At 65.4% G+C, this 13484-nt stretch carries 9 protein-coding genes; 4 read left to right on the top strand and 5 right to left on the bottom strand.

Translation table 11 applies throughout. The annotated features are described in order from the left end of the window. Window positions 1–139: 139 nt before the first annotated feature. A complete protein-coding gene (locus tag AC3A3W_RS19075; protein WP_487444610.1) occupies window positions 140–946 on the bottom strand; it encodes a putative protein N(5)-glutamine methyltransferase in 807 nt (268 codons plus the stop codon). Between the two features lie 196 nt (window positions 947–1142). Between AC3A3W_RS19075 and AC3A3W_RS19070 the strand changes: the two genes are divergently transcribed. Together AC3A3W_RS19070 and AC3A3W_RS19065 are read left to right on the top strand one after the other, a co-directional pair. Continuing rightward, the gene (locus AC3A3W_RS19070) at window positions 1143–2180 is read left to right on the top strand and encodes a lactonase family protein (RefSeq protein WP_487444608.1); all 1038 of its coding nucleotides are present in this window, start codon (window positions 1143–1145) and stop codon (window positions 2178–2180) included. Between the two features lie 201 nt (window positions 2181–2381). Beyond that, on the top strand, window positions 2382–5168 hold the full coding sequence (locus AC3A3W_RS19065) for an alpha-amylase family glycosyl hydrolase (RefSeq protein WP_487444624.1): 2787 nt from the start codon (window positions 2382–2384) through the stop codon (window positions 5166–5168). Between the two features lie 18 nt (window positions 5169–5186). Here the strand turns inward: AC3A3W_RS19065 and malQ are convergent, their stop codons facing one another. Continuing rightward, window positions 5187–7376, bottom strand: a complete 2190-nt coding sequence (gene malQ, locus AC3A3W_RS19060) for a 4-alpha-glucanotransferase (RefSeq protein WP_487444606.1) — start codon at window positions 7374–7376, stop codon at window positions 5187–5189. Window positions 7377–7509: 133 nt separating this feature from the next. Next, window positions 7510–7848 (bottom strand): hypothetical protein, encoded by a 339-nt coding sequence (locus AC3A3W_RS19055; RefSeq protein ID WP_487444604.1) that lies wholly within the window; start codon window positions 7846–7848, stop codon window positions 7510–7512. A gap of 185 nt (window positions 7849–8033) precedes the next feature. On the opposite strand from AC3A3W_RS19055, the gene AC3A3W_RS19050 reads away from it, so the two are divergent. After that, window positions 8034–10700, top strand: a complete 2667-nt coding sequence (locus AC3A3W_RS19050; protein ID WP_487444602.1) for a GH32 C-terminal domain-containing protein — start codon at window positions 8034–8036, stop codon at window positions 10698–10700. A gap of 121 nt (window positions 10701–10821) precedes the next feature. On the opposite strand, the gene AC3A3W_RS19045 is transcribed toward AC3A3W_RS19050, so the two are convergent. Beyond that, a complete protein-coding gene (locus AC3A3W_RS19045) occupies window positions 10822–11115 on the bottom strand; it encodes a putative quinol monooxygenase (RefSeq protein WP_487444600.1) in 294 nt (97 codons plus the stop codon). A gap of 61 nt (window positions 11116–11176) precedes the next feature. Beyond that, window positions 11177–12172, bottom strand: a complete 996-nt coding sequence (locus AC3A3W_RS19040) for a LacI family DNA-binding transcriptional regulator (RefSeq protein ID WP_487444623.1) — start codon at window positions 12170–12172, stop codon at window positions 11177–11179. A gap of 164 nt (window positions 12173–12336) precedes the next feature. On the opposite strand from AC3A3W_RS19040, the gene AC3A3W_RS19035 reads away from it, so the two are divergent. Continuing rightward, a complete protein-coding gene (locus AC3A3W_RS19035; RefSeq protein ID WP_487444599.1) occupies window positions 12337–13455 on the top strand; it encodes a substrate-binding domain-containing protein in 1119 nt (372 codons plus the stop codon). Window positions 13456–13484: the final 29 nt, after the last annotated feature.

The raw sequence follows: 13484 nt of genomic DNA, 5'->3' as shown, positions 1-13484 counted from the left end.
ACAATGGACCATCCACATGCGATCCGGCATCCCCTGGTTCATCCCGCCACCCCACATCGACCCCCACCAAAAACCCCGCCGCAACCACCACCACCGCACATAAACACGCGGAAATAAGGGCGATCACCAACGTGGCGTCCTAGGGCCGGAGCCCGACGACCACTGTGGCGTCGAGGTCATCGGACCTCACAATGCGAGGCGTAAGCCCGCCCCGGGCCACCGTGGCTGCCGTGAGGTCAGCCTGGCGACGGCTCGTTTCGATGAGCAGATGGCCTCCCGACTTGAGCCACGTGCGCGCTGCAGCAGCAACCTTCCGCTGGATGTCGAGTCCGTCCTGGCCCCCGTCGAGTGACAGCCTGGACTCGTGGACGCGGGCTTCGTGGGGCATGCTGCTGATGGACTCGGTAGGCACGTAGGGCGCGTTGGCCGCCAGGATGTCTATCCGTCCTCTGAGGCGCGGAGGGAGTGCCGAGTAAAGATCACCTTCATGGACGTTTCCTCCAGCGGGAACAATATTGCCTCGAGCACAGCGCACCGCGGCAGGATCGACGTCGGAAGCGTGCAGCTCAATATCCTTTGCCACCGCAGCAAGGGCAGTACCCACAGCACCCGAGCCGCAGCAAAGGTCCACGACCACGGCGCCGGCCGCCTCCATCGGAGACGTTTTCACCTGCAGGAGCGCCGCTGCTTCACGGACCAGCAATTCCGTACGACGGCGGGGCACGAAAACGCCGGGTTCCACCGTGATTCGAAGTCCGCAGAACTCTGCCCAGCCCAGAATATGCTCCAGCGGAAAGCCGGAAACCCGCTGATCAACGGCTTCCGATAGCTGACCGGGAGTAAAGCGCGCGGCGAGTAATAGCTCGGCTTCCTCTTCGGCATAAACGCAGCCCGCGGCGCGAAGCCTGGTAGTGATGGCAGAGAGGGGGGGATGGTCAAATGGCATCGGAATGTCCTTCGGCTGAGCGACGGGCATCCCCTGCACCGACTAACCCCGGCGGTCCGGACGGCGGGCAGGGAGAACCCAGACTGGCATTGCGGTAATGGTTCCCACCTCCCTTGAATCTCAAAGCGCGGGCTTCGGGGCCCGCGAATCTTCATGTTATCGGACGCGGAGGGTCTGTCCTTGGCAAGATGGAGCCATGACGCCACATGAAAACCACCTGCTCATCTGGACCGGCTCGTATACGGCGGACAACGGCGGGCACGGCGCCGGCATCGGCGCCATCGCAGCCGCACCCGACGGCACCCTCACCTGGCGGGGCACCGCCGCCAAGGCGGATTCGCCGTCGTTCATTGCTGTGCATCCTTCCCTGCCGCTGGTCTACGCCGTCGGTGAAAGTGCGCAGTCCGTGCAGGCCTTTCGCCGGCGTGGAGAGTTCGGCCTGGAACTCGTGGGGGAGCCATGGCCCGCGGGAGAGGCGGCGTGCCATGTTGCCGTCGACCCCGGCGGCCGGTTTATCGCCGTTGCCTGTTGGGGGGACGGACAGGTACTGCTCTACGAACTGGATAACGACGGCGGCATCACAAGCCGTTCCGCAGCGGCACCGTCAGCGGACCCGTACGACGGCGGACGGCCCAGCCGCGCCCATGCCAGCCTCATGCTCGCCGACGGCCGCATGATGACCACCGACCTTGGCCATGACCTGCTGCGCGTCTGGAACTACGTCGCCGGACATGGACTCGTGCTGGATCACGAAGTGGTGCTTCCCAAGGACAGCGGCCCGCGCCATCTGGTGCAGCACCCGGACGGCACCGTCTTCGTCGTCTCGGAGTACTCCATCGAGGTCTTCGCGGCGCGGGCGGCATCCGGCACCGGGCAGTTCGAGTTGGTCAGCCAAGGCCCGGCATGCGCTGCCAAGGCCCGGGAAGCTGACTCCGCGGCAGAAATTGCCCTGTCGCCAAACGGGAAGTTCGCCTACGTGGGAATCCGCGGTTCCAATCGAATCTGTGTGCTGGACGTCGACGGCGCGCGGGGCCAGCTCCGCCCGATGACGGACTTTTCCAGCGGCGGCGACTGGCCCCGCCACCACCTGGTCCGGGACGGCTGGCTTCATGTCGCCCACGAACGCTCCCACGACGTGACCACCTTCCGCCTCGACGCCGAATCCGGGCTTCCGGGCGACCTGGCCAACAGGCTTGTTGTGGGTTCCCCTACGGCGCTGGTTGTGGCAAGCTAAAACGAATCGACAAACCCAATACAGCATCCGTCATCGTCTTTACAGTGATGTCTTACTCACCGGAGCTGATGGCTTCCAGCGCGACTTGGGCAGGTCGTCACGCACGTTACCCGGATGGGCCGGGATAAGCAGCGTTGCTTCGCGGAAGGTTTCTCAGCCATGTCCTCCAACCCTGTCCAGCGCTTCATGCGCCCCCGCACAATGCTCAACCACGCGCGCGGGGTCTCCGGCCTCGCCCGTACCGCGGCGGCTGCTGCGTCCGTTCTGGCCCTCATAAGCGCCGCCCTTCCCGCCCAGTCCGCACCGGGCCCCAGGGATCCGGCGTCGTCATCGGGCAGCCAGCCGTCGTCGGCCCTTCAGTCCCTGCGGGCACCGGTCACAGACGAGAATTTCTACTTCGTCATGGCGGACAGGTTCAGTAACGGCGATGCCGCCAACGACGACGGCGGGCTGGGACCGGATCCGATGGTGTCCGGCTTCGACCCCACGCGCAAAGGCTTCTACAACGGCGGCGACCTGAACGGGCTGCTGGAGAAGATCGACTACATCCAGGGGCTGGGCACCACGTCAATCTGGCTGACACCCAGCTTCAAGAACAAGGCGGTGCAGCCGGAGGACAAGTCCGCCGGCTACCACGGGTACTGGGTCACGGACTTCACGCAGATCGATCCGCACCTGGGCACCAATGCCGAGCTCAAGGAACTCATCGATGAGGCTCACTCGCGCGGCATGAAGGTGTACTTCGACATCATCACAAACCACACGGCGGACGTCATTGGCTATGAGGAAGGCGCCCGCGCCGGTTATGTGTCCAAGGACAAGGCGCCTTACCGCACGGCGGCCGGGGTGGAGTTCGATGACCGCGACTACGCAGGAAGGGCTGATTTCCCGCAGCTCGATGCAGAGACCTCGTTCCCTTACACACCCGTGCTGGACCCCGCGGAGCAAAACCTCAAGGTGCCTGCCTGGCTCAACGATCCCACGCTCTATCACAACCGCGGGGACACCACTTTCGCCGGTGAAAATTCGTACTATGGCGACTTCTTCGGCCTGGATGATCTGTTCACCGAGCACCCCGCCGTCGTGAAGGGCATGACGGACGTCTACCAGACCTGGATCAGGGACTTCGGGGTTGACGGTTTCCGGATCGACACCATGAAGCACGTGAACGATGAGTTCTGGCAGCAGTTCGGTCCGAAGGTCCTCAGTTACGCGAAGCAGCAGGGCAAGGACGAGTTCTTCATGTTCGGAGAGGTCTTCGACACCTCCAAGAGCTTCACGTCGCAGTTCACCACCCGCAACAAGATGCAGGCCGTGCTGGACTTCCCGTTCCAGGACGCCGCCCGCAATTTCGCGTCCCGCAGCCAGGACGCCCGCCAGCTGGAGACGTTCTTTTCCCTGGACGACTGGTACACGGACGCAGACTCCAACGTGTATCAGCTGCCCACCTTCCTGGGGAACCACGACATGGGCAGGATCGGCAGCTTCATTTCCGCGGACAACCCGGACGCTGACGACGCCGAACGGCTGTCCCGCGACGAGCTCGCCCACGAACTGATGTACTTCTCGCGCGGAAACCCGGTGGTCTACTACGGCGACGAGCAGGGCTTCACCGGTCCGGGCGGAGACCAGGACGCCCGCCAGACACTTTTCGCCAGCAAGGTGCCGGAATACCTGGACGACGATCTGCTCGGCACTGGCGCCACCCATGCGACCGACAACTTCAACACCGCACACCCGCTGTATGGCAAGATCAGCGAGCTCGCCACGCTGACCAAAGACCACCCCGCCCTGCGGAACGGCGCGCATCAGCACCGCTACGCATCCGATGGCCCGGGCATCTACGCCTTCTCCCGCACGGACGCCAAGGACCAGCGCGAATACGTAGTGGCTCTGAACAACAGCGAGCAGCCCCGGACGGCGTCCATCCCCACGTACATCGCAAAGCGCAACTACACGCTTCTCTACGGCGACGCCGCGGCGGAATCGAAGAGCTCGGCGGACGGCACGCTGACCGTGACCGTGCCCCCGCTGTCGGCAATCGTCTACCAGTCCTCCGGTCGGATTCCCCACTCAAAGCAGGCCCCGGGCATCACACTGCAAGCGCCCGCCCCAGCTGCCGCCACCGCCACCGCTGCTGGCGACAACGGGCGAATGCAGGTAACGGCCGACGTCGACGGCACGTCCTTCTACCAGGTCACCTTCCAGGCCCAGACGGCCGGAGGGAAATGGGAATCCATCGGCACCGACGACACCGCGCCTTATCGGGTCTTCCACGACGTGGCCGCACTCAATCCAGGGACGGCGCTAAAGTACCGGGCAGTGGCGCTCGACAACTCAGGCCACACATCTGTCAGTCGCACCCGCACCGCCTCGGTCCCGGCCCCCACCCTGACCATCCAGGAGCCAAAGGAGGGCAGCACGGTCCAAGGGAACGTGGCGGTCGTGGCCACGGCGGACCCGGAAAAGGCCAGCCACGAGGTGGGCTTCGAACGGAGGATTGCCGGCGGGGAATGGACGCCAATCGGTGTGGCGGATGACTCCTCACCCGACTACACCGTGCGGGACGACATAGCGGCCCTGAAGCTCCCGGACGGGACCAGGGTGGGCTACCGGGCGACGATGAGCGGTTCCGGCGTCAGCGTGGTCAGCGGCGTGCGGACCGTCGTCGTGGGGACGGCCGCCGTTCCCCTGCCACAGTCCGTCACCGTTGCGGGCGACCTGAACGACGAGATGGGCTGCCCCGGCGACTGGCAGCCGGCGTGCACGTCGGCGTTCATGGCGCTGGATCCGGCCGACAGCATCTGGAAGCTGACCGCCGACCTGCCCGCCGGCAGGTACGAATTCAAGGCAGCCATCAACGGTTCCTGGGACGAGAACTACGGCCAGGGCGGGGCGCGGAACGGCACGAACATCGTCCTGAACCACGACGGCGGCCAGGTCACCTTCCGGTATAGCCACAGCACGCATGTGATCACGGCCGGATGAGTCCGTGCTGCCCGTTGCTTAGCCGCGGATCGACTCCTCGACCGCGGCTAAGAGGGCGTTGAACCGCTCGTTCTCGTCCAGGCTGTCGAGCAGCACGGAATCACCGTCGGAATTGGCCAGGGGCACCTGCCAGTTGGGGTACTGGGCTGACGTTGTCCCCGGCTGGTTCTGCACCCTGCGCTCCCCTACCGCGTCAACCAGTGCGACGCCGAGCAGCACGGACGGCGTCTGGGCCAGCAAACGGTGCAGTGCCTCGATCCGTTCCTCCTCGGTGCCGGCATCGTCGGCCGGAAGAAGCCCGCGCTGCCGCAGCAGCTGCATCATCTTCTCAAGCGTGGCGTTGTGCTCGAGCCGTTCCTCCTCCGCGGGCCGCTCCAGGAGGCCCAGCCCGCTGCGAAGGGTCACGTGGTCTCCGGCGAGGTAGCCCGCTGTCGGCGGGAGGTCGTGGGTGTTGACGCTGGAGAGGGCCTGCAGGCGGTACTTTTCCGGCGCAAGCGGAGCATCGCCGTCGCTCTCGAACCACAGGATGGAGGTGCCCAGGATGCCGCGCGCGGCCAGGTAGTCGCGGACCCACGGCTCAAACGTGCCCAGGTCCTCTCCGATCACCACAGCGCCTGCGCGCTGTGCCTCGAGTGCCAGAATCCCGATCAGGGCGTCGTGGTCGAACCGGACATAAGCACCGTCCCCGGCGGAGTTTCCGGCCGGCACCCACCAGAGGCGGAAGAAGCCCAGGATGTGGTCCACCCTGATGCCGCCCGAATGCCGGAGAATCGTTGCCAGCATCTCCCGGAAGGGACGGTAGCCGGCCTCGGCGAGGCGTGTGGGATGCCACGGCGGCTGGTGCCAGTCCTGCCCCAGCTGGTTGTACATGTCGGGGGGCGCCCCCACGCTCACGCCGGAGGCGAGGACATCCTTCAGCGTCCACGCATCCGAGCTCTGCAGGTCCACGCCGACGGCAAGGTCATGCACCACACCGAGCCGCATGCCGGCACGCTTGGCGGCCGCCTGCGCGGATTCGAGCTGCTCATCGCAGAGCCACTGCAGCCAGCAGTGGAATTCGATCCGGTCCGCCAGCTCGTTCCGGAGCTTCTCCACGAGGGGCGAGCCGAGTGCCGCGGCAGGATCGGTCCAGAAGGGATCGTCCGCGTCGATATCCTCACGGATCGCGCACCACAGGGCGAAGTCCTGCAGCCCGGTTCCCGCCGTGCGGCAGAAGTCCTCGAAGGCGCGCTGCCGGGACGGGGAACGGCGCACTCCGTGCACCAGCTCCAGCGCGGCCAGCTTCGCCGCGTACGCCGTGTCCCGGTCCAGCCGGGTGGTGTCCTTGTTCAGTTTCCGCGCCTGCTTCATGAGACCGCGGATGACAGCCTGCTTCTTCGGTTTCAGGTACGCAAGCTCCGGAATCGCCTCGACGCGGAGATACAGCGGGTTGAAGAAACGCCGTGTGGACGGTGAATACGGCGAGGGCTCCACAGGTGGCACGGGATCCGCCGCGTGCAGGGGATTCACCAGCACGTAGTCAGCCCCGCGGGCACCGGCGAGTGCGGCAAGCTCGGCGAGATCGGCGAAGTCACCCACTCCCCAGGACCGCTCGGAGCGCACCGAATACAACTGGGTGGCCAGGCCCCAGCCGCGGCGTTCCTCAAGCGGCCCAGCCGTGGAGAGCCTGGACGGCACCACCACGAGGGTGGCCTCCGCCACTGTGCCCTCCGACTCTGCGCGCAGCGTATGCCATCCCAGGCCTGTGTTGGCCGGTACGTCGAACGTGGCCCGGCCGATGGTCACGCCATCCACCTCGCGCGGTTCCACCCAGGCGTCCTGCCGCCCGGCTTCAAGCTTTCGGCCATCCTCGGTAATGACGCTCACGCGGACAGCTGAGCCGTCCCGGACGTGGACCGGCACCTGGGACGGCGTCCCTTCCTGAACCACGACGGCGGGCGGCAGCATCCGCCGCCACGGCGCCAGTTCCGCTTCAGCCAGGGCAGTCTCGATGAGCTGATCGGTGTGCGCCGGGACCCCCAGGGCCGCCAGGACGCGGATCAGGGTGGCGGGTGCAACGTCGTGCGGGTTACCGTCCCAGCCCTGGTAGGTGGTGCCTACACCGTTCGCGTCCGCGAGCCAGCGCAGCAGCTCGGGGTTGACGGGGGTGCCGGAAGGTTCTGCCGGTGTTCCGGAAGTTGGCGCTTGCTGCTGGCTGGAAGCCTTCATTGATGTCCGCCTCGTCTGCTGTGATCGGCCCAAACTTACAGTGCTCCCGTTGCGGCCGGCCACTTTTCAGCCCCGGGCAACTGTTGGTTCCGATTATTGCAGGGCGTTTGCCCCGTGAAGGCCACCCGGGGCGTTAACCCGCGGCGCAGGCCTGCTGCAGCTGCTTCACCGACTCGTTGGGGACCTGGTCGCCGGCCTCGGCTATCTCCGCCAGCGGATCCGTAATCTCGGACGGAACGCCTGACGTCTCGGCACCTGCCACGAGCCCGGTCAGCGCCGCCTTGTCCGAGGCACTGACCAGGCCGTCCTCCAGCAGCGCGCAGATCTGGCCCTTCACCTGTTCGGCCGCAGCGTTCGCAACGCCGGAGGCGGCGGAGCTCGCCGCGTTCTGCACCGCTTCCTCCGCCTGGCCACAGCCAGCCAGAAGAAGCATCGCGGGAACCATGGCCAGGGCAGGGAGACGTAGTTTCATGCTTCCCAGCCTAACAAGGCGCCTGAGGGCTATCTGGCACCGCCCTGCCCCCGCAGACAACGATGTCCAAGGCAAGGGCGCGCACGCAGTGTCGAATACGTACCCTAGGATCCGTTGACTTGTCTCGTGGACTTAACTTAGCGTTCCTCACACTGACAACGTTGTCTAAGGGAAAGGCACGCGCAATGAAGGGCGACCTCAGCGAAATGAGCAGCAGAAAATCACGAAAAATACAGGTCTGTTCCACACTGGCTCTGGCAGGTCTCGGCCTGGCCGCCGTGCTGGCCGGGACAGGACCGGCCTCGGCGGCCGGGACGGTGGGCGACGAGCAGTACCGGCCGGCCGTCCACTTCACACCGAAGCAGAACTGGATGAACGATCCCAACGGGATGGTCTACCACAACGGCCTCTATCACCTGTACTACCAGCACAATCCCTCCGGCAACACGTGGGGCAACATGTCATGGGGCCATGCCACCTCCACGGACCTCACACACTGGAAGGAACAGCCACTGGCCATTGCCACCGACGACCAGCAGGACATCTTTTCCGGCAGCGTGGTGGTGGACAAGGACAACACGTCGGGCTTCGGCACGGCAGAAAAGCCACCCATGGTGGCAATCTTCACCAGCGCCTACAAGGACGCTTCCCCGTACAGAGGCCTCCAGGCGCAATCCCTGGCTTACAGCCTGGACGAGGGCCAGACCTGGACCAAGTACAGCGCCAACCCGGTACTCAACCGCAATTCCGCGAACTTCCGCGACCCCAAGGTTTTCTGGTACGCCGCCCCCGGAGGCGGCGGATACTGGGTGATGGCTGCCGTTGAAGCCACCGAACACAAGGTGCTGCTGTACAAATCCGGCAACCTCAAGGACTGGACGGCCCTGAGCGAATTCGGACCCGCGAACGCCACGGGCGGACTCTGGGAATGCCCGGACCTCTTCCCCTTGGCAGTCGACGGCGATCCGGCCAACGTCAAGTGGGTCATGGTGGTCAACATCAACCCCGGCGGCGTAGCCGGTGGCTCGGCCGGACAATACTTCGTGGGGGACTTCGACGGCACCACCTTCACCTCGGAGACCACCAAGGCGAGCGGCACGCTGCCCGCCGGTACTCCCCTCGCCGGTTTTAATGACGGCACGTTCAACGGCTGGACGGTGAACAACGAGCCGGGCAACCCGAAAAACGGACCGTTCGGGGACGCCCCCGCCGCCGGGACACTTCCGGGGCAGAACGCCGTCACCGGTTTTGCAGGCGCCGGACTCATCAATTCATTTAACGACGGCGACTGGCCCGTGGGCTCCCTGAACTCGCCTGCGTTCACCGTGGGGAGCGATTACCTCAACTTCCTCGTCGGCGGCGGGCAGCATCCCCGGGTCTCGGACAAGCTGGACAACACACCGCCTCCCGGCGATCTGCTGTTCGCCGGCTTTGAGGTCCCGGACGGAACCACCCTGGCCAACGCCGGCTGGACCGGCACCGGGGACCTGGCCCCCACTTTCCAGCCCGCCACCGCAGGCGGCGACTTCTACATCGGAGCCAAACGCATCAACACGTTTGAAACGGGCGGCGCTCCCGGCGACGACAGGCAGGGAACCGTGACCTCGCCGTCGTTCACTGTGTCCCGGAACTTCATGAGCATGCTGGTGGGAGGCGGACACCGGGACGGGACGTCAGGCCAGCTGCTGGAGGCCCAGCTGGTTGTGAACGGCAACGTGGTGCGCACCTTGGCAGGCGACGACTCCGGCGCCCTCAACTGGAAAGGCTGGGACGTGTCTGAGTTTGCCGGGCAGCAAGCACAACTGCGGATCGTTGACCAGGCCACCGGCGGGTGGGGACACCTGACGCTCGATCACGTGATGCTGACGGACCAGGCCGCCGTGCCGCGTTCCGACGAAACCACGGTCAACCTCGTAGTCGACGGGAAAGTGGTCCGGACAGCCACGGGCGCCAACAGTGAAGTCCTCGACTGGACGTCCTGGAATGTCTCGGAATTCAAGGGGCGGCAGGCCAGCATCCGCGTGGTGGACAACAACCGTTTCGGCTGGGGCCACATTCTCGCCGACGAGTTTGTCGCGTCCTCCCGTCCGGCGACGCCGCGCCTTGAGACCTATGACTGGCTGGACTACGGCAGGGACTACTACGCCTCTGTATCGTTCGGCAACATGCCAGCCGATGAGCGCATCATGTTGGGCTGGATGAACAACTGGGACTACGCCAACGCCATTCCCACCTCGCCGTGGCGCAGTGCCATGTCCCTGCCCCGCCAGGTGGGGCTGACCCAGACCGCCGCCGGTCCCCGGCTGGTCCAGAAGCCCGCCCAGCAGGTGAGCAGCCTTGCAAAGAGGAGCAGCTACACCGAAAAGCGGACCAGGAGCATCACTCCGGGAACCCACGTGCTGCCGTCGGCTGCTTGGGGCCAGGTCCAGAAAATCGATGTGACCTTCGCTCCCGGCACCGCGGCGAAGAGCGGCATCACGGTGCTCGGGAACGGGAATTCCTCGACCGTCATCGGCTACGACAAGGCAGCGGGCAAGCTGTATGTGGACCGGACGAAGTCCGGCAACACGGCCTTCCATCCGCTGTTCACCTCGGTGGACTCGGCCCCGGTGACGCCCGATGCCTTCGGTAACGTGACGCTGAGCATCTACGTCGACCGGTCCTCCGTGGAGGTCTTCGCCCAGAACGGCCTGCGAACCATCACGGATCAGGTCTTCCCCGAACTGGGTGCCAGCCAGGTCGCGCTCTTCGCCGAAGGCGGCACAGCGCAGCTGAAGTCCATCACCGCCAAGCCGTTGACGCAGTCGATGTTCGTTGCGGAGACGGGCACAGTCAAGAACAACAGGGGTTAGGCGGCGCGGCAGCAACCAAGGGCTGCACACAGCAGCGGGGCGGGGACTGGAAGTCCCCGCCCCGCTGCACTTTGCGGACCCGCTGGCGCAGCCAACCGGCTGACTTTGCTGACCGGCTGACTTAGCTGACCGGGTGAAGCCACGTCAGCACAGAGCCGTCTTCCTCGATGTGGTCGCGCAGTTCCCCGTTGAAGCGGGCGCCGTAGTCGGCGCTGATGTGCTCCTCAAAGGCGGCATCGTCCTCGTACACTTCGAAAACAAAGTACTCACGGGGATTGGATTCCCGCGTGTAGGGCAGAAACAGCTGGTTCCCCGGCTCGCGCCTGACATGTTCCGTCAGTTCGCGCATCATTTCCGCAACCCGGTCTTCACTGCCGGGCTTCACTGTAAATTCGGCATAGAGCGTCTTGGCCATGGTTTTCCCCTCTTGAGGTTCGGTGGGCGTTGAATTGGCGTGTTGAAATCGTGCGGGGTGGTCACAGCGGGCGGAGTTCTCCGGATCCGCGCTCGATGAGTTCCGAAGGGACCACGTACGTCTGCGGCGCGCTGTCGTCGCCGTCGATCCTGGCCAGCAGGCGCTCGGCGGCGAGCTTCCCGATTCGCTCCGGATGCTGAGCAATAACGGTGATGCCCGGGTCCATCATGTCCGCCAGCGTGAAGTCGTCGAACCCCACGAGGGCCACCCGCCTGCTGGCACCGAGTTCCTTGAGGGCGCGCATGGCACCGAACGTGACAAGGTTCTGGCTGGAGAAGACAGCGGTCGGCGGGTCCTCGGACCGGAGCAGGCCAAGGGCGGCCTGGCGCGCAGACTCCTCGTCGTGGAGCCCCTCGATCACCGGCACCGCGGACGTCGCGATGCCCGCACGCCCCAGCTCCTCCACAAAACCGCGCTTGCGTTCGCGGGCCGTCTGGATGTCCGCGCGGTCACCCAGGTAGGCAAGTTTGGTGTGGCCGTGGGCGATCAGATGGGCGGCGGCCTTGGCGGCCCCGACGGCATTGTCCGTCACCACGGCGTCGGCCTCGATGCCCACCGGCTCCCGGTCGATGAACACCATGGGCAGGTCCCGTGAATGCTCCGGGATGACGTAGGACTGGCTCTTGGCGATGGGCGTCAGGACGAGGCCGTCAACCCGCCTGCCCAGGAAGGCGGCGACCAGGGCCTTCTCACGCTCGGGGTCGTCGTCGAGGCTGGCGGCGAAGACCGCTATCCCGCGGGCCGCAAGCGTGTCTTCCAAGGCCCGGTGGATCTCGGAGCTGAACGGGTTGGCCACACTGGGCAGCAGCAGCCCGATCGACAGGGTCTGCCGGCCGGAGCGGCGCAGGCTCCCGGCCGCCATGTCCAGCTGGTAATTGAGCTGCTGGGAGGCGCTGAGGACACGCTTCCGGGTGGCCTCCGAAACGCCGGCCTCATCGTTCATCACCCGAGAGACGGTCTTGATGCCCACCCCGGCGAGGGCCGCGACGTGGCGCATAGTGGGCCGGTTCTTCGCCGCATCGGCCTGGTAACGATTAGACATCGTTGTCATGATTGCGTCCTTCATCATCCAATTTCTCTTGACTCTACCCTGTGACGTTGATTACATGATGCATGACATCGTTGTCAGGCACGGGAAGTGCCTCGAAACCAGGAGATTCAATGTTGAGTTCCAAAGCCCCGCGGACAGCCGCCAACCGCCTGCTTGCCATCGGCGCAGTCCTGACCCTTGGCACGCTCAGCCTGACTGCCTGCGGCGGAAGTTCCACCGCCACCTCGTCCACGGGAGGCTCGTCCTCCGAGAAGGTCGGCGTTTCCCTCATCGTGAAAACCACGTCCAACCCCTTCTTCGTTTCCATGCAGGATGGGGCCAAGAAGGCCGCCGAAACCGGCGGCGTGGACCTCAAACTCGCGGCCGGCAAGGCAGACGGCGACGAAGAGACCCAGATCCAAGCCATCGAGAATGCCATTTCCAAGGGCGATAAGGGCATCCTGATCACGCCCAACGGCCCCTCGGTGGTGGATGCCCTCAAGAAGGCCAAGGACGCCGGACTCTTCGTGATTGCCCTCGACACTCCGCCGGACCCCGCAGACGCCGCAGACATCACGTTCGCCACCGATAACTTCGCGGCCGGCGAGCTTATCGGCAAATGGACGGCCGCGCAGCTCGGCGGAAAGAAGGCCACCATCGCCCTGCTGGACCTGTTCGACGACAAGGTGGTCTCGGTTGACTACAACCGCGACCAGGGCTTCCTGACCGGCCTCGGCATCGACACCGCGGATGCGAAGAAGAACGGCGACGAAGCCAAGACCGGCAAGTACACGGGCGGCAAGGGCGGCGAGTACGAGATCGTCGGCAGCCAGGCGACCCAGGGCGCCGAAGACGGCGGCCGCACCGCCATGGAGACCCTCCTCGCCAAGAACCCGAACGTCAACGTCGTCTACACGATCAACGAGCCCGCCGCGGCCGGCGCGTTCGAGGCACTGAAGTCCGCCGGCAAGGAGAAGGACGTGCTGGTGGTCTCCGTTGACGGCGGCTGCGCCGGCGTCAACAACGTCAAGTCCGGCGTCATCGGCGCGACCGCCCAGCAGTACCCGGTCAAGATGGCCGAGTTGGGTGTCAAGGCCATCGTTGACCTCGCGAAGACCGGCCAAAAGCCGTCCAACTCCGAGGGACTGGACTTCTTCAACACCGGCGTCGAGCTCGTCACGGACAAGGCCGCCGATGGCGTCAAGAGCATCACGACGGCCGAAGCCGCCAAGATCTGCTGGGGCAAGTAGCCAGCTTTGAACCCCGTGCCGCGGGAAGT

This window comes from Arthrobacter sp. Soil_N43 (assembly GCF_057655195.1).
Note: the sequence above shows the minus strand (reverse complement) of the source record. Positions and strands in the feature narration are given on the sequence as shown.